This window comes from Pseudoalteromonas tunicata (assembly GCF_002310815.1).
Lineage (GTDB): Bacteria > Pseudomonadota > Gammaproteobacteria > Enterobacterales > Alteromonadaceae > Pseudoalteromonas > Pseudoalteromonas tunicata.
This window is the reverse complement of the sequence record NZ_CP011032.1, coordinates 958,289-980,963: the sequence shown is the minus strand read 5'-3', so window position 1 is coordinate 980,963 and position 22,675 is coordinate 958,289. Positions and strand designations below refer to the sequence as shown.

Annotated in this window: 21 protein-coding genes; 7 read left to right on the top strand and 14 right to left on the bottom strand. The window is 38.2% G+C overall.

What is annotated here, in order from left to right; all coding sequences use genetic code 11:
* Nucleotides 1–10: 10 nt before the first annotated feature.
* The gene (locus tag PTUN_RS04515) at nt 11–1,816 is read right to left on the bottom strand and encodes a DUF885 domain-containing protein (protein WP_009838517.1); all 1,806 of its coding nucleotides are present in this window, start codon (nt 1,814–1,816) and stop codon (nt 11–13) included.
* Between the two features lie 162 nt (nt 1,817–1,978).
* Between PTUN_RS04515 and PTUN_RS04510 the strand changes: the two genes are divergently transcribed.
* The gene (locus PTUN_RS04510) at nt 1,979–2,803 is read left to right on the top strand and encodes a mechanosensitive ion channel family protein (RefSeq protein ID WP_040643923.1); all 825 of its coding nucleotides are present in this window, start codon (nt 1,979–1,981) and stop codon (nt 2,801–2,803) included.
* A gap of 85 nt (nt 2,804–2,888) precedes the next feature.
* Here PTUN_RS04510 and csrA read toward each other — a convergent pair whose 3' ends face one another.
* The 6 genes from csrA to PTUN_RS04480 form a co-directional block, all read right to left on the bottom strand.
* Nucleotides 2,889–3,077: a carbon storage regulator CsrA gene (gene csrA / locus PTUN_RS04505; protein WP_009838515.1), complete on the bottom strand. Its 189-nt coding sequence runs from the start codon at nt 3,075–3,077 to the stop codon at nt 2,889–2,891.
* 94 nt (nt 3,078–3,171) lie between these two features.
* Complete coding sequence (locus tag PTUN_RS04500; RefSeq protein WP_009838514.1) at nt 3,172–4,386, bottom strand: aspartate kinase; 1,215 nt, start codon at nt 4,384–4,386, stop codon at nt 3,172–3,174.
* Between the two features lie 6 nt (nt 4,387–4,392).
* Nucleotides 4,393–6,993 (bottom strand): alanine--tRNA ligase, encoded by a 2,601-nt coding sequence (gene alaS / locus PTUN_RS04495; protein ID WP_009838513.1) that lies wholly within the window; start codon nt 6,991–6,993, stop codon nt 4,393–4,395.
* 10 nt (nt 6,994–7,003) lie between these two features.
* A complete protein-coding gene (locus PTUN_RS04490) occupies nt 7,004–7,468 on the bottom strand; it encodes a regulatory protein RecX (RefSeq protein ID WP_009838512.1) in 465 nt (154 codons plus the stop codon).
* The gene (locus PTUN_RS04485; protein ID WP_009838511.1) at nt 7,468–8,247 is read right to left on the bottom strand and encodes a BPSS1780 family membrane protein; all 780 of its coding nucleotides are present in this window, start codon (nt 8,245–8,247) and stop codon (nt 7,468–7,470) included. The genes PTUN_RS04490 and PTUN_RS04485 overlap by 1 nt, the downstream gene beginning before the upstream one ends.
* Before the next feature lie 108 nt (nt 8,248–8,355).
* Nucleotides 8,356–8,967, bottom strand: coding sequence for a GTP cyclohydrolase II (locus PTUN_RS04480; protein ID WP_096035235.1), 612 nt, complete (start codon nt 8,965–8,967; stop codon nt 8,356–8,358).
* Between the two features lie 242 nt (nt 8,968–9,209).
* Between PTUN_RS04480 and PTUN_RS04475 the strand changes: the two genes are divergently transcribed.
* The 5 genes from PTUN_RS04475 (at nt 9,210) to PTUN_RS04455 (ending at nt 12,348) form a co-directional block, all read left to right on the top strand.
* On the top strand, nt 9,210–9,848 hold the full coding sequence (locus PTUN_RS04475) for an energy transducer TonB (RefSeq protein WP_009838507.1): 639 nt from the start codon (nt 9,210–9,212) through the stop codon (nt 9,846–9,848).
* Nucleotides 9,849–10,121: 273 nt separating this feature from the next.
* Entirely contained in the window at nt 10,122–10,682 is a 561-nt protein-coding gene (locus PTUN_RS04470; protein WP_083781280.1) for an RNA polymerase sigma factor, read from the top strand.
* On the top strand, nt 10,672–11,265 hold the full coding sequence (locus PTUN_RS04465; protein WP_009838505.1) for a hypothetical protein: 594 nt from the start codon (nt 10,672–10,674) through the stop codon (nt 11,263–11,265). Before PTUN_RS04470 ends, PTUN_RS04465 begins: the two co-directional genes overlap by 11 nt.
* Nucleotides 11,266–11,390: 125 nt before the next feature.
* Nucleotides 11,391–11,789: a rhodanese-like domain-containing protein gene (locus PTUN_RS04460; RefSeq protein ID WP_009838504.1), complete on the top strand. Its 399-nt coding sequence runs from the start codon at nt 11,391–11,393 to the stop codon at nt 11,787–11,789.
* A gap of 163 nt (nt 11,790–11,952) precedes the next feature.
* Nucleotides 11,953–12,348, top strand: a complete 396-nt coding sequence (locus tag PTUN_RS04455) for a hypothetical protein (protein ID WP_009838503.1) — start codon at nt 11,953–11,955, stop codon at nt 12,346–12,348.
* A gap of 33 nt (nt 12,349–12,381) precedes the next feature.
* Here the strand turns inward: PTUN_RS04455 and PTUN_RS04450 are convergent, their stop codons facing one another.
* The 4 genes from PTUN_RS04450 to PTUN_RS04435 form a co-directional block, all read right to left on the bottom strand.
* The gene (locus tag PTUN_RS04450) at nt 12,382–13,038 is read right to left on the bottom strand and encodes a GntR family transcriptional regulator (protein ID WP_009838502.1); all 657 of its coding nucleotides are present in this window, start codon (nt 13,036–13,038) and stop codon (nt 12,382–12,384) included.
* A 138-nt stretch (nt 13,039–13,176) separates the two neighbouring features.
* The gene (locus PTUN_RS04445; RefSeq protein ID WP_009838501.1) at nt 13,177–14,655 is read right to left on the bottom strand and encodes an aldehyde dehydrogenase (NADP(+)); all 1,479 of its coding nucleotides are present in this window, start codon (nt 14,653–14,655) and stop codon (nt 13,177–13,179) included.
* 10 nt (nt 14,656–14,665) lie between these two features.
* On the bottom strand, nt 14,666–15,667 hold the full coding sequence (locus PTUN_RS04440) for a 4-hydroxyproline epimerase (protein WP_009838500.1): 1,002 nt from the start codon (nt 15,665–15,667) through the stop codon (nt 14,666–14,668).
* A gap of 81 nt (nt 15,668–15,748) precedes the next feature.
* A complete protein-coding gene (locus tag PTUN_RS04435; RefSeq protein ID WP_009838499.1) occupies nt 15,749–16,657 on the bottom strand; it encodes a dihydrodipicolinate synthase family protein in 909 nt (302 codons plus the stop codon).
* A gap of 47 nt (nt 16,658–16,704) precedes the next feature.
* Between PTUN_RS04435 and PTUN_RS04430 the strand changes: the two genes are divergently transcribed.
* The gene (locus PTUN_RS04430) at nt 16,705–18,009 is read left to right on the top strand and encodes an NAD(P)/FAD-dependent oxidoreductase (protein WP_009838498.1); all 1,305 of its coding nucleotides are present in this window, start codon (nt 16,705–16,707) and stop codon (nt 18,007–18,009) included.
* A 139-nt stretch (nt 18,010–18,148) separates the two neighbouring features.
* On the opposite strand, the gene PTUN_RS04425 is transcribed toward PTUN_RS04430, so the two are convergent.
* From PTUN_RS04425 to PTUN_RS04415, 3 genes are read right to left on the bottom strand one after another with little or no spacing between them, the layout of a single operon-like run.
* Complete coding sequence (locus PTUN_RS04425; RefSeq protein WP_009838497.1) at nt 18,149–19,360, bottom strand: response regulator; 1,212 nt, start codon at nt 19,358–19,360, stop codon at nt 18,149–18,151.
* Nucleotides 19,357–19,692: an Hpt domain-containing protein gene (locus PTUN_RS04420; RefSeq protein ID WP_009838496.1), complete on the bottom strand. Its 336-nt coding sequence runs from the start codon at nt 19,690–19,692 to the stop codon at nt 19,357–19,359. The genes PTUN_RS04425 and PTUN_RS04420 overlap by 4 nt, the downstream gene beginning before the upstream one ends.
* Nucleotides 19,693–19,695: 3 nt before the next feature.
* Nucleotides 19,696–22,443 (bottom strand): PAS domain-containing hybrid sensor histidine kinase/response regulator, encoded by a 2,748-nt coding sequence (locus PTUN_RS04415; RefSeq protein ID WP_009838495.1) that lies wholly within the window; start codon nt 22,441–22,443, stop codon nt 19,696–19,698.
* Nucleotides 22,444–22,675: the final 232 nt, after the last annotated feature.

The window sequence follows — 22,675 nt, the reverse complement described above, 5'->3', positions numbered from 1 at the left end:
AATACAAAGATTAACCTTGTTGCTGTGCAACCCAGCGCTTAATTTTTTGCTCTAAAATAGGCATAGGTAACGCACCATCAATTAAAATTTGGCTATGGAATTTTTTCACATCAAATTGTTCACCCAATTCTTTGGCACAATAATCACGCAACTCTCGAATTTTAAATTGACCTAATTTATACGACAAAGCTTGGCCTGGCATCGCGATATAGCGTTCAACTTCAGAAATAATGTCGCTTTGCGCCATTGATGAATTAGCCATCATAAACTCAATGCCCTGCTCTCGTGTCCAACCTTTGGCATGTAAACCAGTATCAAGCACAAGACGCATCGCACGAAGCTGTTCATCTACTAAACGACCATACCACTGGTACGGATCAGTAAATAAGCCAAGCTCTTTGCCTAAGCTTTCTGCATATAAGGCCCAGCCCTCTTCAAATACAGTATATCCACCAAATTTACGGATCCGTGGTAAACCTTCAACTTCTTGCTGCAATGCTACTTGAAAATGATGACCAGGCGCCGCTTCATGAATTGATAATGTTTCTAAAATAAATTTTGGCTGCGCTTTTAAGTTATGGGTATTGATGTAAAAAATACCCGGGCGCGAGCCATCTGGTGCAGGACTCTGATACGATGCTCCAGCGGCAGATTCAGCTCTGAATGCTTCAACAGCTTTCACTTCGTAATCAGCTTTTGGTGCAATTTCAAATAATAGTGGAACACGCGCATCAATTTTTGCTTTTACAGCTTCATAAGCCGCAATGACTTCTTCGGCAGAATTAAAATAAAACTCATCACTTTCACGCAGATGATTAAAAAATGCAACTAAATCACCTTCAAAACCAACTTGTTGTTTTACTTTTCTCATTTCACCTAAAATGCGTTCAACTTCTTGCAAACCAATTTTGTGAATTTCATCTGCGCTAAGTGCAAGTGTGGTATGGCTTTTAATTTCAGCATCATACCAAGCTTTACCATTGGGTAAATCTGAGTAACCGACCGTTGACCGTGAGTTTGGAATATACTCATTTTCTAAAAAAACACTCATTTTTTGGTAGGCAGGCACTAAAGTCTTACTTATCAATGAACTGTATTGCATTTCGATCTGTTGTTTTTGTGCAAGACTGAAAGTGTCAGGCATTGCAGCAACTGGCATCCAAAATACTGACTTAGTTACATCATCAACAACATGCGCTTGAAACTGTGGCAACAGCTTAACCGCTAATACTTTAGGTAAAACCACACCTTGTTTTATCCCCTCGCGCATTGACTCTTCAACACTTGTAAGCCAAACCACAAATCCTTCAGCTCGTTTAATAAAGTTACTGTAATCTTCGACGGTATTAAACGGCTGCGCACTTTGACCTGAACCCAATCCAGCAAATGTATTATGTTCACCATTCATTTGATCAATTGGGATCAAGTAGCTTGGAAAGCGTTCTTGCTCTTGTGCAAGACGCAAATCTCGTTGAAAAATCTCAAAGGTCAATAATGACTGGCCAGTAAGCTGATCTGCATCGAGTGCTGCAATGCGTGTAAGATACTTTTGTGTTAACGCATGTTGCTTGGCGCGGTTTTGCGCATTAATTGGTAAAGAATATTGATCATTGTATTGGTATTCTCCAACAAACGTTGCACTAATTGGCGAAAGGGCTAACGCTTCATCAAAATAAGCCTCAACTATGTTTTCTAATTGCTGATTTTGAGACTGACTGGTAATTGCTGTTTGGCTGGTTTCTTGAACTTTATTTCCATCAACACAACCGACTAATGCGGCACTGATGGCAAGGGCTAAAATCGCTTTTTTATTCATGAGTTATTTGCTTTTATAAGTGAGAGCTTAAGCCAGAAAAATTCTGGTAATGTATAAGTTGCAGTGTATATTCTGCAATACTAAAACTAAACCCTCGCTGAAGGGTTTCTGACGATTTATTTTATGATGTACTTACATCGAACCACTCAATTGGACCCTGACATGATTGAAAATGAAATCCAACAAATAGAAAAGATCTACGCACTGATCACTGAGTATTTAGTGACCTACAGTTTTCAACTTGTCGCTGCACTACTGATATTACTTTTTGGGTTATGGGTAGCCAAAAAATTATCGAGCCTAGTTTTTAAATTATTAGAAAAAAACAATGTTGATATCACGCTCAATAACTTCATCACTAATGTGATAAAGGTTTTGCTAATTATCATGTTTGTGATCATCGCTTTGGGTAAAATAGGCATCAGCATCACGCCTTTTATTGCAGCGATTGGCGCAGCATCTTTAGGTGCAGGCCTCGCTTTGCAGGGCATGCTATCGAACTATGGCGCAGGATTGGCAATCATCGCCACTCGCCCTTTTATTGTCGGCGATACTATTTTAGTGAATGGCATTTTTGGCCAAGTAAAATCGATTGAATTAGGGGTGACCATTTTAACCAATGAAGATGATATTGTGATCACCGTGCCAAATAAGCACATTGTTGGTGAGATAATTCATAACTCTTTTGCGTTATCACTCATCGAAGGAGAAATTGGCATTGCTTATCATGCAGACCCAGAATTTGCAATTAGCCTAATTGAGCAAGCGCTTAACGCGCAACCAGAATTTGTCGCAAGTGCAAAGATACAGGTAGGCATTAATCAGTTTGCCGATAGCAGTGTTGTAATTGGCTATCGTTATTGGGTTAAAACAAATCAGATAATTAAAGCTAAAATGGCGATTAACTTAACGGTATTTAATACTTTAAAAAATAATAATATCGAGATCCCATTTCCACAACGTGTGGTTACAATCAAGCAAGCTTAACATCCTACTCAAGCATAGTATTCTTGTTTTAAAATATGTTAGGCAATAAAAAAGCCGCTTAAGCGGCTTTTTTAACTATTCAAACTTATTCATTACCCATTGGGTTTGTTTTTTCAGCTTGAATACGCATATAAATTTCTTCACGATGTACTGAAACATCTTTAGGTGCATTTACACCGATACGTACTTGATTACCTTTAACACCAAGTACCGTAACTGTAACTTCGTCCCCTATCATAAGGGTTTCTCCAACGCGACGAGTCAGAATTAGCATTCTTTGCTCCTAATTTCCAAAAGATTAAAAGATTCCGTGTCTTTCTATTTTAATGAATTATCACTACAAAAGTAAGTAAAAACTCTAAAACTGGTTAATTTATAACAAAAAAAGCACTATGCAGCGCTCTTACGCCTAATTCTAGATACTTTTCATCAATTAGCACTGATATTTTTATTTCTGAGGTAGAAATGAGTAACGCTGCAATGTTTTCAGCCGCCAATGCTTGAAATAATGTGCCTGCAACACCTGCATGCGACTTCATTCCAACACCAACCGCTGAGATTTTTGCCACATTACAATTCCCTTTAACCTCAGTTGCTCCCAAAGTTTGAACCAAAGATTGCAATAATTCCAAGCCTTGTTCAAAGTCATTACGATGCACAGTAAAAGCATAGTCGATATTTGCATCTTTTTGATTTATTTGTGCAATCATATCGACTTCGATTGCATGTTGAGCCAAAAGTTGCAAAATTTTTGCTAAATTAATTGGCGTATTTGGCACGCCACAAATAGTTAATAATGCTTCATCTTTATTATGCGCAATACCAGATACAACTTGATCTAACATCTGAGGTTCCTCATAAGTGATTAGCGTGCCTTGATCCGGTGCAAAAGTAGATAATACTCTTAATGGCACATTGTATCTTCCTGCAGCTTCTACACAGCGAATTTGCAATACTTTAGCACCAAGACTTGCCAATTCGAGCATTTCTTCAAATGTAATTGTATCCATTCGCCGAGCCCGTGATTCTATGCGCGGATCCGCAGTATAAACCCCATCAACATCAGTATAAATTTGGCATTCGTTTGCTTTTATGGCTGCAGCGACTTCAACAGCGGTTGTATCTGTGCCTCCACGGCCAAGGGTAGTTACATTCCCCTCACTATCACGACCTTGAAACCCAGCTAAAATGACAATTCTGCCATGTTCTAACTCATGAAGTAAACGACTCGAATCGATGTCTGTGACTCGTGCTTTGCCAAAAAAATTATCGGTTTGGATAAGTGCCTGATCGGCTAATAAACTAATTGCTGAATGACCACGTTTGATAATTGCCATAGCCAATAATGCGACAGATACTTGTTCACCAGTACTTATCAGCACATCAAGCTCGCGGGCATTAGGGCGATTATCGATTTGTTTTGCAAGACTAATTAAACGATTGGTTTCACCTGCCATAGCAGATAAAACAACCACAACTTGGTGGCCTTGTTGTTTTGTTTTAATAACAAGGTCGGCGACAGCTTCTATTCGGTCAATTGACCCAACTGAAGTGCCGCCAAATTTTTGGACTATTAATGACACGAAACGTTATACACGCTCAGAGATCCAAGCTGCAACACTATCAAGTGCTGAAGCTAAGTGCTCAGGCTCTGAACCACCCGCTTGCGCCATATCAGGACGACCGCCACCTTTGCCACCAACTTGCTGCGCCATAAAGTTAACCAATTCACCTGCTTTGAATTTACCAGTTAAATCTTTGGTGACACCAGTGATCAAGCTCACTTTGTCGCCTTCAGCGACACCTAATGCAATCACACCTGAGCCAAGTTTGTTTTTTAAATCATCAACCATGCCGCGTAATGCTTTGCTTTCTGTGCCAGCAACGTTCGCAATAAGTACTTTCACACCTGCAATTTCAATCACAGAATCAAGTAAACCGGCACCTGCGGCGCTGGCTAACTTATCATTAAGTTGATTGATTTCTTTTTCAAGGCCTTTTGTACGCTCCACTAACGCCGTTACTTTTTCAACAGCGCTATTGGCATCTGATTTTACTAATGCCGCAATATGATTAAGCACCTCAGCTTGATGATGCATGACCTCAATTGCTGCTGCTCCTGTTACCGCTTCAATACGGCGAATACCCGCAGCGATACCTGATTCACTCACAATTTTAAATAAACCAATATCACCTAAACGCTTAACGTGAGTACCACCACATAATTCGATAGAGAATTCACCGATACTAACAACACGAACTTCATCGTCGTATTTCTCACCAAATAACGCCATTGCACCTTTGGCTTTAGCATCATCAATTTGCATTAGCTCAGTCTGTAAATCGACATTACGACGAATTTCAGCATTCACCATTAATTCTATTTCAATTAATTGCGCTTTAGTGACACCTTCAAAGTGAGAGAAGTCAAAACGTAAACGTTCTGATTCCACTAATGACCCTTTTTGACCAACATGCTCACCTAATACTTGGCGTAATGCTTCATGCAATAGATGCGTCGCGGTATGGTTTTTGCGGATATTATCACGACGTGTAGTATCGATTTGTGCATCAACTCGGTCGTTTAAAGCAATTTGACCTTGGATCACGCCTGTGTGAGCAAAGGCATTACCAAGTTTTGTGGTGTTATAAACGCTAAACTCACCACCAGCAATTTTAAGAATACCTTTATCGCCCGCTTGACCGCCTGACTCGGCATAAAAAGGAGTACGATCTAATACTACAATCCCTTTTTGACCATCAGCTAAACTATTAACCGATTGACCCTCAAAGAAAAGTTCTATCACAGTGCCTGAAAAATGCTCGTGCTCATACCCTTTAAAATCAGTGTGTTTATCTGATTTTAATTGCTCGTTATAGTCAGTGCCGAATTTACCGGCTTGTTGCGCCATTTTACGCTGTGCAGCCATACATGCTTGAAAGCCGGGCTCATCAATCGTCATAAAACGCTCGCGCGCAACATCGGCAGTTAAATCAGCAGGGAAACCGTAGGTATCATAAAGTTTAAAGACGACATCACCAGGAATAACATCGCCTGTTATATCTTTTAAACCATCTTCTAAAATGGCTAAGCCACGCTCTAATGTTTTACTGAACTGTTCTTCTTCAATACGTAATACTTTTTCAATAATTTCGCGTTGCTTGTACAGCTCTTGATATGCATCGCCCATTTGCTCGGCTAACGCACCAACTAACTTATGGAAGAAGTTATCTTTAGCACCAAGCTTGTTACCATGGCGAACTGCACGGCGAATAATACGACGCAATACGTAACCGCGACCTTCATTTGACGGCATCACACCATCAGCAATTAAAAAAGCACATGAACGAATGTGATCGGCAATTACACGTAACGATTTATCTTCTAAATCTTGTGCATTAGTGACATCAGCTGCAGCGCGGATCAATCCTTGGAAAATATCGATTTCGTAGTTTGAATGCACACCTTGCATAATGGCTGAGATACGCTCAAGCCCCATACCTGTATCAACAGATTGCTTAGGCAGTGGCTCCATTGAACCATCTGCATGGCGATTGAACTGCATGAATACCAAGTTCCAAATCTCAATGAAACGATCGCCATCTTCTTCAGCAGAACCCGGAGGGCCACCCCAAATATCATCGCCATGATCATAAAAAATTTCAGAACATGGACCACATGGCCCCGTATCACCCATCGACCAGAAGTTATCAGTCGTCGTAATACGGATAATTCTATCTGCCGGCAAACCTACTTGTTTGTGCCAAATGTCAAAGGCTTCATCATCAGTGTGATAAACCGTCACTAATAATTTTTCGGTTGGGAGCTTTAACACTGTCGTTAAAAATTCCCATGCAAATTTAATCGCATCTTCTTTAAAATAATCACCGAAACTAAAGTTACCTAGCATTTCAAAAAAGGTATGGTGACGGGCGGTATAACCCACGTTTTCAAGGTCATTATGTTTACCACCAGCACGAACACATCGCTGTGAACTGGTTGCGCGAGTATATGGGCGTTTATCGGCGCCTAAAAATACGTCCTTAAATTGGACCATACCGGCATTGGTAAATAATAATGTTGGGTCATTACCTGGCACCAAAGAGCTTGATGCGATGGCTTGATGCTGTTTTGACGAAAAGTAGTCTAAAAAAGCTTGGCGGATTTGTGCGGTAGTCATATGCTGCATGCGGATATTCTCACTCGTCTGACGGCTCTGTTTGCATTGCAAATTCTATTTGTTCATGATTAAAACCTCGATACATCAAATAACGCAAAATTTTTGCTTTTTCTTTGAATTCAAGGTTTCCAGTAATTCCAGAAAACTTCCTATTATATGCTGCTTGGGCTTGCTGATACCAGTCAATTTCCATCTCATCTAACGTGGTTTCAAGTAAGGTTCGCTCAATTCCTTTACCCGCAGCTTCGGCCTGGATACGCTTCAATCCGTGAAGCTTTGCCAGATGACGGCGAATAAAACTTTCACAATATCGCTTTTCATCAATAAACGAATGATGCTCACACCAATCGAGTAAACTTGCGATAAAGTCAGCTGATGCGCCTTTTTGCTGTAATTTAAAGGTTAAGTCTCGACGCGAATATTCTTGGCGAGACAATAACCAGAGCACGTAATTTTTTAGTTTTTGCTTTTCTTTATCATCCATTAAGCGTCAAATCGCCCTGATGAAGTCGGCATATCATTTGTTGGCGCAGCCACCACAATTGTACTCATAAACATAGCTTGAAATGAGACAAAAAAAGCAATGTAGCAAATAGGCATAATAAAAAATAACGGGATAAATGAAAGCGGTACACTGATTAACATCAGTCCGGTAAAAATAACTCCATATACACCGATAGCAGCCATGTTATGCCAAAACGTAGATAAACTAGCCTTGAACACTTCGAGTAAATTAGCAGTTCCGTGAAAATAAACTAACGGCACTGCATACGCAAAACACATTAAATAAAAGGATAATGCACTGATAAATACTACGATATTTGAAAAGTGCAAATTATTCAGTAAATGCTGCGCCGCAATTTCAGGCTGAGCTGCATATTGCTCAAGCACTGCAATTGCATCTTTAAACAACCAACTTGCTAATAAAGCGAGTAAAATTCCCGCACCAATTTGATACAAGCCTAAACGAAATAATCCAAGGCGACGACCAACTTGGCCAAATGGCGCAAACAACTCAGCAACCGTAATTTTTTTACCTTGCTGGCGTAATAAAATAGCCTGATAGAAACCTGCCGTTAAAAAAGGAGTGGCAAGCCCAGCTGCAATTTGTAAAATCGGAAAAAAAATTGCGACCAAACCAAGCCCACCCATTACCGCGTGCATTAAAATAAATGTCCCCGGTTGCATCTTAAATATGTGCCAAGCGGCTTTAAACCACGCTACTCCCGCTTGGGCTTTATAAACTCGTTGCTCTATGGCCATCGTTTTATCTTATTTCGTCTTAAATTAAAGTCAAAACGCACCAACTTGAGGTGCGTTTTTTATATGTTCATCAATCGAGTGAATGAAATCAGCCCTTAAGTCGCTATGCTACTTTTTTGTTTTACTTAAATCCAGCATATGCGAGCCATGTTTTACTTTTGTAGCTAAATAAGCTTCATTACCCTCTTTTAAATGCGCATGTGTACCAACTAAGTTGCGCACTTTAATCCCAGCATCTGTGAGTGCCTTGAGTTTTTTAGGGTTATTCGTCATTAACTGAACATCGTGAATTCCCATCGCTTTTAACATTAATACTGCGTCTGAAAAATCACGTAAATCATCAGCAAAACCAAGATGATTGTTCGCTTCGTACGTATTCATCCCTTGTGACTGCAAAACATAAGCATCAATTTTATTGTACAAGCCAATGCCGCGCCCCTCTTGACGAAGGTAAAGCAAAATACCACCTTGTTGGTGCATTTTTTCAATCGATTCATTCAATTGCTCGCCGCAGTCACAGCGTGATGAATGAAATACATCTCCAGTAAGACATTCTGAATGAAGGCGAATTAAGGGGGTATCTTGTGTTTTATCTGCTTGGTTAAACACTAAAGCGACATGCTCAACACCATCTTGCAGACCTGAAAATGACAGGATCTCTGCAGGTATAGTGCTCTGTTTGCCAACCTTTAGCTGGACTCTTGCTCGTACTTCAGCCACAACGTATCCAAATTAAAATAAACAATATTGTGATAATATAACAAAAGCTTGTTTCAGCGCCAAGCAATACTAGGCTACTTTTATTTATACTAACTGTGTAGATAGTAATATATGGGGATTGTGAAGTCATAAAGCAAGTAACAAATTAGTCAAAAAAACGAGTCAAAAATAATTTTTAAAATTTTCACCCCTTTTTCCTTTTTATCTCGTTTTATTAGCGAGTAACTCAAGGAGAATATTTTATGACTCATACAATCACACAATCTACCGCTCAGCCATTAGCAAAAATAGCCCTAATTACTGCTGCTGGCCTGATAATGACCTTTGTAGCTTTTGCCTTTATGCAATATTTAATTAAACCTCAAGAAAATTATGCGCCAACAGTACAGCCTGATTTTACGATTGAAGTTGCCCAAGAAAAAAAAATCAAACAGATCACAACAATATCGCGCTTACCACCACCTCCAATGGTAAATAAAGCTCCACCAAAATTGATGCCAGTTTCAGATGCACCCGAAATTGATACGACACAGATCATACCGCTAATAAAAATATCGCCACAAATGAGCGATAAAGAAGGATTAACAAGCTTAAAGCTAGATAACCAAGCAAGCCCGATTGTTAGGATGGCTCCGAAATACCCACAATCTGCAGCCCGAGATGGTATTGAGGGCTGGGTACAAATTGGCTTTTCAATTTCAAAGACGGGTCGTGTTATTAACCCCACTATTTTAGCCTCAGAGCCCAAGCGTATTTTTGATGCAGCAGCCCTAAAAGCGATAAAAAAATGGAAATACAAAGCCAAAATTGAGCAGGGTCATGCAATAGAACAGCATGGGTTAAATATTCAACTTGATTTCAGTTTGGATAATAGTAATTAACCTTAATCCTGGATAATAAATCTATCTCAGGCAGCTATTTTCATCGTTAACTGCGTTAGATTAACGTGCAATAGGCCAGCTATTGACGCATCAATCCACATTGTAATCCTTGAAAATATTTGGCTAGAGAAACATAACTAAGATATCTACCTTTAATTTAATATGTTGGTAAATCTCTTATCCAGAGAAATCAGGCTAATTAATACCCTCAAGGCTTGGCATCTTAATGTGATATAAGATGCCTGTTTAAACAAATATAAGGGGCTTTTATTGATACTACTTAATTTAAAAAGCTGGTTTATCAAACCGCAAGATCCAGACATCATTATGACTCGCTTTTGTCAAACAGGTTCGCAAGCAGAATTAGGCCAACTATTTAATCATTTTGGCAATGATATTTATCACTATCTCGTATCGTTAAGTAATACCGATACAGCGAATGATGTCAGCCAAAAAACATGGCTTAAAGTTATGGAGAAAAGGCACCTTTACCGAGAACAATCCTCACTAAAAGCTTGGTTATTTACCATTGCTACCAATACATTACGTGATGAAATAAAAGCAGCGAACAAATTGATTAGTCTTGAATATCAACAGTTAGAAAGCTTGCAAACCGTTGAACTTGAAACAGAAAATAACTTATTAAAAAGCTACAACCACGCTTTGCTACAACTACCATTTAAGCAAAGGGAAAGCTTTATATTACAACAAGAAGGTTTTTCATTGGCTCAAATTGCAAGTATTACCTCAGAGCCTCAAGAAACTGTAAAAACCAGGTTGCGCTATGCCAAGCAACAGCTAAAAATTAGCCTAGGAGTGTATAATGAAATCTGAGCATGAGTTTGATAAACAACTTAAACAACTCCATCAAGCGCGTAAGGAGCAAATTAAGCTAAGCAAAAAACAACATTGCACTATTTTAGCGATATTAAAAAGTCGCACCGATAAACAGATACCTTGGTTCAATCGGGTACAATTTGTATTAGGTATAGCAGCGATTGTGCTACTGATTAATATTGTTTATCAAAAGCAATCATCAACCGAGTTATTTGCTCAGCTTTACGATGCTTCCCTTTATTATCAAATAGAGGTGCATGATTACACCAATCAACAATATTCAAAAACAATTAACCAAGCTCATCAACAAGCAAAGCGTGAACTTGCAAGTGCTTTAAATAATTTAGCCTTTAAACAACTTTCAGCAGGTCGCTTAATGGGGCGTAATAAAGATTGGTTTATTGAGTCGTGTGATAAAACTAGGCTGGTTGAATTAAAGGCTGATTTAATTAAGCAATTAAACTTGAGTCACAATATTGATTTAGATCTTAAAACCGGTGACAACTTACTTATAAACAGCAACAATCAAGGTGAAATTATTGCCCTAATGAAAGCGAGTAATCTTCAAAGCTGTGGCTAAATATTTAAACAAGATATATATCGCCAGTAGATTTCAAAGTGAAAAGTAAGCTAGGACTAACCTATTTAGAATCATAAGAGTCCTAGTGCTATACTCGACCAACTAAAACTCTGCAGGTTATAAAAATGAAATTAACTATTTTATCACTCACAACTGTCTTATTTTTATGTGCAAGTCCAAATGTACTTGCTGCACCGACCCCTACAGTAAGCCAGCAAACATTAATTGAAGCACAAAAAAATAATACCGTTATTCTGCTCGATGTACGTTCAGATGAAGAGTTCAAGGATGGACATATTCCTGGCGCTATTAATTACTCTCATTTAGATATTATTAATAACACCGCGGTACTCGATTATCAAAAAGACCAAGCTATTATCGTTTATTGCCGTTCTGGAAGAAGAGCAGCTGCAGCAGAGCAAGCGCTAATCGATTTAGGGTTTACTAATGTAAAACACTTAGAAGGTGATTGGCTAGGTTGGCAAGAAACGCAGTTAAAAACTGATAATACCAAAGCACAATAGCTTAATTAATCAACCTAAGCTGGGTTTATTCATATAAAAGAAAAATATTTTCTCAGCTTATCAAAATCCTACTTATTGCAATAATCTTTGAAGCTTTAACATACTCGCTTAAATGTTTTTTAGAGTCTAAACTTTAACCAGATCACGTTGGAGGGATTCTATTGTGTTAAGTAAACCAATTTATGAAAGTTTGCCCTATGTCTATTTTGCTGTTGGTTATGGTCTGATTACCTATCAGCCCTCGTTTTTTGCGTCTTTTTCTGGGAGTTTATTTTTTATTGCCGGAGCTTTAGTGTGGACTTTAAGGTCACACTTTAGACGAACAGATACAAAGTTTAATCGTCAAAACCAACAGAGCATATCCAGATGGTATGAGCTTAAGCCCTTTATTATGTTTTTACTCGCCATTGTATTAATGACATGGGTTGATCATAATTTGGTAATGCTACTGGCTGGAGTATTAATAATACTTGCAACTTGGATATTGTTTTTACGGGTACATAACCGGTATTCAAAAACTAATTTGTTCTCACATAATAATTCTCAAAATCATAAATAAAAAAAGGCATTCAATCTGAATGCCTTTTTATTTTTAATCCTGTTGCTGCAACAACGCTTTTATTTCATCTTTCGCGCCTAATATATGGCTTTTTAATACTTCAACCGCTTGGTCAATTTGCTGATTTTTGCAGTAATTAATCAGCTGTCTATGCTCTGGGCCGGCTTTATGAATACCGCCTGCAAGTAAAAAATGTAATCGAATATAACGACTTGCATTTTGATTGAGCATACTGATCATATCCATACTTTGGGGCCGGTGACAACCTTGGTACAGACACACATGAAATTGAGTATTTAAATCAGACCATAAATTCGCGCTATCATCATGAGTCAGAGATTGCTCTAACTCAGCTAAGATACTTTCAGCTTCGGCCAAATGTGATGATGTTAAATTCGGAATCGAACGAGCAAGTACGTCAGCTTCTAGCATTGCACGAAGCTCAAATAATTCATCGACGTGATCGGCATCAAGTTTAGTCACAATCGCACCTTTATGTGCTTGAAACTTAACAAGGCCTTCGGCTTCTAACTGCAAAAGTGCTTCACGCACAGGTATGCGACTTACATCAAGTTCTTCTGCGAGTGCAGCTTGTCTTAATGGCTGGCCTGCTTTCACTTCACCTTTGAGGATTTTTTCTCTTATTGCGTCAACAACAAATTCTGTACGTGTTTTATATGTCAGCGCCATATCAATTCTTTTATGTCGTAAATAATACGCTCTAGTTTAACTAGTTGAAAAAAAAAGACCAGAGGCAAAAAGAATCATTTAATGCTACAACGAAAAAAGCAGTCTTCAAGACTGCTTTGCTTCTAACAATAATAAAAACTAAGGTTGGTTCTGATAACAAATTGGACGTAAGAATCGTTCGATTGCAAAACTACCAACTGAGGTACTTCTTACATCAGTTGAGCAAGGAAAAGGCCCACCATGCATCATCGCATCACATACTTCGACCCCGGTTGGCATTTGATTAAAAATAAGCCGCCCAACTTTAAATGAAAGTGCCTCAACAAGCCCTTTATGTTGCTCAATGACTTCAAGGCTGCCATGAATCGAAGCGGTTAATTGACCTTCAAGTTCATCAATAATACTTGCAACTTCAGCTAAATCTTTATAAGTAACCATTAGAGATGCAGGGCCAAATACTTCCTCATGCAATGCTTGATTTGACAAAAATTGATCTGCCGAAGTTGTAAATAAATAAACCGATGCTTTTTTATCATCAACAAGCCCACTTGCAACGACTTCTGCATGTTCAGCTAGGCGCTGACAGCCTTGAGCATACGCATTTAAAATACCAGGGGTAAGCATGGTTTGAGCTGCTGAAGATTCGATTAAAGGGATAAGTTTGGCTTTAAATTCCGCTGCCTCTTCCTTATTAACTAACCAAACGCCAGGATTAGTGCAAAACTGGCCTGCTCCCATTGCCATTGATGTTACAAACTCTTGAGCTAAACCTGAGGAATTTTGAGCAATAAAATTAGGCAATATTATTTGGGGATTAATTGCGCCAAGCTCACCATAAAATGGGATGGGTTCATTTCGGGTTTTAATACTGTCGAGCAATGCCATACCGACACGATAAGAGCCGGTAAAACCGACCGCTTTAATTGCAACATGTTTTACTAAACTGTGGCTTATCTCGTACGATTTACTTTGCAATAAACTAAATACTCCACAAGGCATACCACAAATACTGATAGCTTTTTCAATCGCACGAGAGACAATTTCACAGGTGCCTGGGTGAGCAACATGGGCTTTAAAAACCACTGTACACCCAGCCGCAAGTGCTGATGCAGTGTCTCCGCCAGCCGTGCTAAACGCGAGAGGAAAGTTGCTTGCACCAAATACGGCAACAGGACCTAAAGGTAACTGAGACATTTTTAAGTCTGGACGCGCTAACGGGGTTCTTTCGGGTAGTGCAAAATCGTGAGCCATAAAAACGGGCTGTTTAATAAGGTTGGTGGCAAAAAGACGTAGTTGATTGATTGTTCTGGCTAATTCACCTTGAATTCTTCCTGTAGGTAGTCCAGTTTCAACTGTGGTACGCTCAAGTAATAATGGTTCGGCTAAGGCTAGTTGGTGAGCTATTTCATTTAAAAAATCAGCTCGCTGCAAAGGTGTTGTCTGTCGATATTCAATAAATGCCGCTTTTGCTTGCAGGCACGCTTCATCTAATAACTCTTTGGAACAATTAATAAATTGTGGCTGCATTTGACTGTGATCAATTGCATTAATTGCGTAAAAACAATCATCTGAGTTACTTTGCCATTGACCATTAATAAAGCTTAATCCTGATAACATTATTTTCTCCTTAAACTACTTGAAAACCAAAGGCGTAGGGATCTTCATCATCAACAATGATCTGATTATGCCCTGTAACTCTCGCCCAACCTTGAATTGAAGGCATAATGGCTGTGATCCCTGCAATCTCGGTTACAGATTCAATTTTGCCAACAAATTGGCTGCCAATAATGCTTTCGTGTACAAATGGCTCACCTTGTTTTAATAACCCTTTAGCATATAGTTGCGCCATTCTGGCTGAGGTTCCTGTTCCACAAGGTGAGCGATCAATTGCTTTGTCACCATAAAAAACTGCATTGGCGGCACTTGAATTAGGCTGTTGAGGTGCTCCAGTCCACATTACATGAGATAAACCGTTCACTTTCGCATCCAATGGATGAATACACTCAACGACTTTACCGGCAATCTCACGTATCAAGGGGCTAAACTTAAGAATTTTATCCGGTGACCAATCTTGTAAACCTGGATAATTTAGCTGAGGTTCAATAATCGCGTAAAAATTTCCACCATAAGCAATATCTAAAGTAATTGAACCAAGTTCTGGTACATCTATTTGAATATTTTCATGTGCTAAATACGATGCAATATTATAAATTTTTACCCAATCGACCTTAGCTGCTGTTTGCTGGTACTCGACTTGAAGCTGCCCTGCAGGAACATCAACGATTAGTCTACCGGCTACTTTTGGTTTAATTAATCCCGCCTCTAAACCTGCTGTTAAAGTCCCTATTGTGCCATGGCCACACATAGGTAAGCAGCCAGATGTCTCGATAAATAAAATAGATACATCTGCATTTTCTGAACAAGGGGGATATAAAAAAGCTCCGGACATCATGTCATGCCCACGAGGCTCAAACATCAGCGCTTTTCGGATCCAATCAAATTCATTAATAAAATTAACTCGCTTTTCTCCCATCGAAGAACCGCTAAGTATTGGGTGCCCGGAGGTTACTAGCCTTACCGGATTGCCACAAGTATGTGCATCTATACAAAAAAACGTACCTTTAATCATATCGATCCCTTATTGTTATTATTTGAAATTATGCCAATTTATTTCTGGCATAATTTCAATGATCAAATAAATCTTGTCTGATTAATTGAATTTAGCTAAATCGATTCTATTTTCTAACGCTTCTTTGTAAAGACGCTCAACGTAAGCACGCTCTTGACCAGCTAATGGTAAACGAGGTGCACGAACGCGCTCAGAACCACGACCTGCCAGCTCTTCTGCAAATTTAATGCACTGAACTAATGTTGGGATTGTATCTAAGCGTAATAATGGTAAAAACCAACGCCAAATCTCAAGTGCTTCGCTATACCGACCTTGCTGTGCAAGGTTAAAAATAGCAACTGACTCTCGCGGAAATACATTAGTTAATCCTGAAATCCAACCAGTTGCACCAAGCATTAAACTTTCAAGTGCAATATCATCAACCCCGCCAAAAATAATAAAGCGATCTCCGAACTCTCTAAATAACTCAGTAATACGACGAGTATCAGTTGTCGCTTCTTTTACCGAAACAATATTCGGTTCAGCAGCGAGCTCCTTCATTCCGGCTATCGACACATCAACACCATAAGCGACTGGGTTGTTATAAATCATTATTGGTAATGTAGTTGATCGTGCCACCTGTTGATAATGAACAATAGCTTCAGCTTCTGTTGAACGATAAACCATGCCGGGTAAAACCATTAAGCCATCGATACCAATCTCTTGTGCATCTTTTGCATATGCAACCGCGGCCGCTGTCGTTGTCTCTGCAACACCTGAAAGAACAGGAACACGACCTGCGACTACTTCAACAGCCGCTTTCATTACTTGTCGTTTTTCATCTGCAGTTAAAGAGCAGTTTTCACCAACCGTGCCACAAACGATAATCCCATGAACACCTTCGTCAATCAGGTTCTCCCACATTTTAGCGTTTTGCGCAAAATCAATTGTTGAATCTTGGTTGAACTGAGTTGAAACCGCAGGGTAAACCCCATGCCAATTAGGACGCATTTATCTCTCCAAAAAATAATAAACAAACTTGTATAAGAGATAAAGTAATGTATATTGTATGCAATATCAATGAATTTTTAAGTTCTATGCCAAATATTAATAATGTAAAACCAGAAGTCGCTGTGATTGGAGCGGGTATTATAGGTGTCACCACTGCCTTACAATTGCAAAAAGCGGGTTACCAAGTGACCTTAATAGACAAACTAGGTATAGGTGAAGGTTGCTCAAAAGGCAATGCAGGCCATTTTGCAACTGAACAAGTTTTTCCCTTAGCAGACAGCAGTTTATTACCAAAAATTCCAAGCATGCTGCTCGACCCTCTAGGCCCCTTTAGAATTTCACTCCCTTATTTATTAAAAGCATTACCTTGGTTTTTAAAATTCATAACTAATATGCGTCCCAGCGCCTATGAAAAAAATAAACTCGCACTTAGACGCTTAAACCTACAAGCACTTCCAGCTTGGAAAAGGATATTATCTGAATTAAGAATGGAGCATTTAATCGAGTTAAAAGGCTCCCTACTAACATTCGAACAACAAAGCTCTGAGCAAGCTCTCAAAATATTAGCGTTATACCAAGCGGAAGATATTTCAGTTCAATTACTAAATCGGGCCCAACTCGAACAACTCCAGCCAGGCCTAGACACCAGAGTTCATTGTGCCCTGTACTTCAACGAAGTTGGTCACACTATAAATCCATATTTGTTAACTCAAACGCTGTACCAAGAATGTCAGAGGTTAGGCGTGATATTTAAGAAAACTGAAGTCACTGAAATTAACCACCTCAAGAACCAGCCAATAGTGGGCTTTATAGATGCTAAATCTCAATCATTTGATAAATTAGTTTTATGTACTGGTGCTTTTAGTAAAAAATTATGCTTACAGTTGGGCTATAAAATCCCAATAGAAGCTGAACGAGGATATCACTTGATGGCGCAAGCAGCATCAATGCCCAAAATACCAATAGCATCATTTGATAAAAAATTTATCATGACTCCAATGGCTGAAGGACTTCGATTAGCAGGAACTGTTGAGTTTTCAGGGCTAAAACAACCTGCCAACTATAAAAGGGCACTGGCTCTGCTCCCTTTAGGACAAGCTATTTGGCCTGCAATTACAACCAAATTAACTGATGATAATTTAATAATGTGGATGGGCTGTAGACCTAGTTTACCTGATTCAAAGCCTATAATTTCTCAATCTGGTAAACATCAAAGTATTTATTTTAATTTAGGACACCAGCATTTAGGCTTAACATTAGCCGCTACTTCAGCTGAATTAATTACAGCTTTGATATCAAGCAATAACCCAACAATTGAACTAAGTGATTTTTCAATTAACAGATTTAACTAAGTATAGATCAGCTTATACGTTTGATATCGTAGTTAGATTGTGCCATTGCGTTCAATTTCAAGCAGGTAAGTACCTCTTCTTGATTTTTCGCTAATTGGCACTTGCTAAGTAAGCCTAAATAATAAAGCTGATAGTTCTTTTAACTCAATGCCTTTTCCACAGTATCTAAAATCTGTGTTTTAGTTGATGGTTTCATGATATAGCCTGCAAGTCCATGTGATGCCCACTTTTGCACAAGTTGCTTATTTTTATTTCCGGATAACGCGATAATGGGAGTATTTTTGCCATTTGGCAGCAAACGAATGTGCTTTGTGGTGTTTAAACCATCTAAGTGAGGCATGAATAAATCCATGATAATGAGAGAATAATTATTTTCTTTAATTTTTCTAATTGCTTTTAAGCCATCTTCAGCTTCATCAACTTCAAAGTGTTCTTTTGTCAGTACGCTTGAAATCATTTCACGGTAAAGTGAATTGTCTTCGACGACTAAAATTTTTTTAGGGAGATTTTTTTGTTCGAATGCTTCAAGTGAATGAATGAATTTTTGCAACTCTGAATTATCTAAGTAGTTTGAGCGCTCATTTTTATTCGATGCACTAATGCTTGCTTGAGTTTGAGTTAAGTGAGTTTGCTGTTGTTTGGTTAGACTCTGGATTAGTGAATTCATTGTTGATGCAATATTTGATTCGAGTAATTTAAACATCGGGGCTAAGTGGTGCTCATTTATCTCTGCCATTAACTTATTTTTTAAATCTTGCTCTGCATCAGTCTGTTGTTCGTCATTTTTGTTACTTTGGGTTTGAGTCGATATGTTATTTTTACTTTTAGTCACTGTATCAACCAACTCTTGTCGACATTGAAACCCTTGCTCTATTAATTGAGTAAATTCTTCATTTTGCGCATTGAGTTTTTCAATTTGACTTTGATCAAATTGATAAGAGCCTCTACATTGCTTCAGACCATGATGAATGATGAGTTTTAAACGAAATTTCTCATATAGTGGCTGGTAAACAAAATAATCATCAAATAGCTCTCTGACACAGGCTTGAAAAGCAAGCCCTGACTCTTTGTTGCTACATAAAAGAATACTGAAGTGATTATTACGCAATATATTATTTTCGACTAAGTGTAAATAAGTTTTGGTACTGTTAAACACAGTATCAAGGGCAAAAATAATTACATGAGGTGACAGCTGTTTGATATCTTTGGCAATTGTTTTTGTCAGCTTAAGCGCACGATATTCGTCACTGATATCTAATATTAATGGATCTAAACAGTCCGTATTTTCTTTATCCTGGTATAGAAGAACAACTTTTGGATGCCTTGATGCAAGTCTTGATTCTGAACTCATAGTTTACATTCCTGATAAACGAGTTTGATTTCGTCAGTAATGCTCTTAATTAAGAACTTACATCGCTTTTTTTGTTGATTGAGTGCACATATTTCAAGTTGTTGTAATAAATCAGCAGTGACTTCCGCGCCTATCGCTTTGGCTGATGTTTTCAAAAAATGGGCATTTTCTTTAATTTCATCAAATTGATCGTGATTAAATTGTGTTACTAGTGCTTTAAGGTTGTCTTGCGCCTGCTGTAAAAAACGAATACGAAATTGAATAATCTCATTTGGTTCATTACCAATTAAATCTTTTAAAGTTTGCGGGTTAAGCGTTTTAAGTTGTTTCATAATTTAAGCATACCATCGGTCTAAAATCCTTTTTAAATTATCTAATTTTATCGGTTTACTGACAAAATCATCCATACCAAAAGAGAAGCAATACTCTTCATCTCCTTTCATCGCAGCCCCGGTTACGGCAATAATCGGAATACGAACGATTTGTCGCTCAGATTCAGATTCACGAATTTTTTTTGTCATGTTATAACCATCTAATTCAGGCATATGACAATCAGTTAGAATTAATTTGTACGTCTCTTTTTGCCAACTTTCAAATCCCTCGTTGCCATTACTTGCGATTTCACATTGATAACCAAGCCGTTGCAACTGTTTAACTATGAGCTTTTGGTTCACTACATTATCTTCCACTAGCAAAATACCGGACTTAAGCGTATTTGAAGTGTCCTGCTGAGGTGCTATTAACTGAGAGCTAAAGTTAAAATCTAAATCTAGATCACCTTGATCAATGTAGTCATTGTGTGCTGCTGAATTTTTGCAATAAATTAAAATTGCCTTTATGGACGAGATGGTTTGAGGATGGCAGATATAGACATGCGACGTCATTAACGCTCGGCGACTTTGTGCTAGCGAGCTGTTATCGGTAAAAATAACAAAAGGCACTGCTAACTCTGAAAGTAACTGATAAGAATCAATGTGGTTAATTATGTCAAGATCAATAAAAATAAGCATCCCATCATTGTCGTCTGGGGAGTAATTTTCCAACTCTGTATCATGGAGAACGTGACAAAAGCACGAAACGATGGTGTTGATATGAGTTGCTGCAACCTTGTCTGTGTGATTAAAATGTATCAATGTAATTTTATCAAAAAGGACGTCTTTATTTGGAGAATTTGGGATATTTGAATTTTGCCAAATAGGAAGCTTTATAGTAAATTTGCTACCTATACCAACATGGCTTTTTAGCTCAATTGAGCCCCCCATCATATCAGCCAATTTTCCTGAGATAGCTAGCCCTAAACCTGTTCCACCAAATTTACGGGTAGTTGACTTTTCAGCTTGGATAAAAGGTGTAAAGAGTCTTTTTTGAGTTTCTTGATTAATACCAATACCAGTATCAATAATTTCATAAATTATTTCAAATAGACAACCTCCTATTTGCCTCCACTGAATACAGAAGGTTACAATCTTTATTTCTTTATCATTACCAGCCGTAAATTTAACCGCATTACTTATGATATTCATAATAATTTGCCTAACTCTAATTTCATCACCAGACACAATCGGTGGCATCTTTGTATCTTCATGAATAATCAGTGTTACACCTTGATTGCTAGCGGTTGATTCAAAGGTTTTTACTATATTATATATAAGCTGTTGATGATCAAAATCATGGGTTTCTATTTCTAGTTTACCTGACTCAATCTTATTAATGTCGAGGATGTCATTTAGAATATTGACTAGGTTGTGTGCAGACATAGATGCAGTATTAATAAGTTCACTCTCTTCATGTGCGTTAATTGATAAAGAAAGCAACTCTAATGAACCAATAATTGCATTCATCGGAGTTCTTAACTCGTGACTCATCATGGCTAGAAATTCAGATTTAATTTTACTTGCTAGTTCAGCTTGCGTAATTGCTTGAGTTAGCTCTGCCGTTCTTTCTTCAACCCGAGCTTCGAGTTCTAGGTTTAGTTTTTTTAATTGCGCATGCGCTTCATAAATTTCAGTTTCATCTACACAAAAACCATCAATACGATAGTTTTCATCTAATGCATTTTTACCAACCACACCTCGAGCTGATACATAAATTATTTCTCCTGAAGGCAATACCCCCCTGTATTTTTCGTTAAACTCTCGTCCAGTTATTAATGAGGATTCAAGTTGCTTAAGTACTTGATCTATGTCCTCAGGGTGAACCCGCTCAGCCCATTTTTCTAAGCAACCTATATCATCATCATCTAATTGGAAGATATCATTAGTGAGCTTATCCCAATTCCATGTCCAATCATTTCCAGATTTAGATGCACGCCAAGTGCCTATTTTTCCTGCCTCCATTGCCAAAGCTTTACTTTCGTTTGCATCATTTAATGCAATCACCATTTCTTTTTCTTGATGGCAATTTATGAGTGTGCCGTAAATATGACTATCACCATCGGTCCTTTCGACAAGCTCACCTCTGAGTTCAAACCATTGATAAACGCCTTCAACAATGATTCTAAACTCAAAATGAAGCAATAATCTAAATTCAAGATGATTATCGAAAAAAGCTTCAAAAAGCACTTGGTCATGCGGGTGGACTGTTTCAATAAATGTCTGCCATGTCAGTTCTGTGTGAGGCGCTAACCCGAGTAACTCTTTTGATTTTTGTGAGAAATCAGTATTTTTACTCATTATGTTGTAGCGCCAAATACCGATATTTGCGCCACTGACTGCATTTTGCAGTAAGTTGAAATCACTTTTGACTTGAGTACTGATATTATTTGTAATTGAGAGTTGTGTTGTCTCAGCGACAGTAACAACAATGGATTTTAAGCTATCCATTTGTTCTATATAGATCTTTGTAAGTAAAAAAGAACGAAAACTATCTGTAGTTACCAGCGCTGACTCTGCACCTAATTGTCCCGTTGAAGTGGGAGAAAATAAAATTTCATGATTAAAATTGAATATTTTATGTAAATTAACGCCATTTAATTGATCTTTGTTAAAACCAAGCAGCTGGGAGCAAGGTAAATTAGCAGATACGACCTCATAGCGTTGGTTAAACTCCAAAATAGGAATAATAGATAAATATTGTTCATCCATAAGAGAGATACAATTATTATTTATTCATAATAGGAACTATAGCGGGTATTTAATTTTTTGACTTGAATGATTGTTATTTAATAATAATTATCAGCTCTAAGTAATTCCCTTGGTACCAAGTAACGCCTCAAGGCGATAAAGCCCCTATATTGTAAGGTCACAAGGTATTTAGAATGCGATAGACGTTTAGCTACTAGCACTTTTCTTTACTTCACTTTAAAAGCTATTCTCG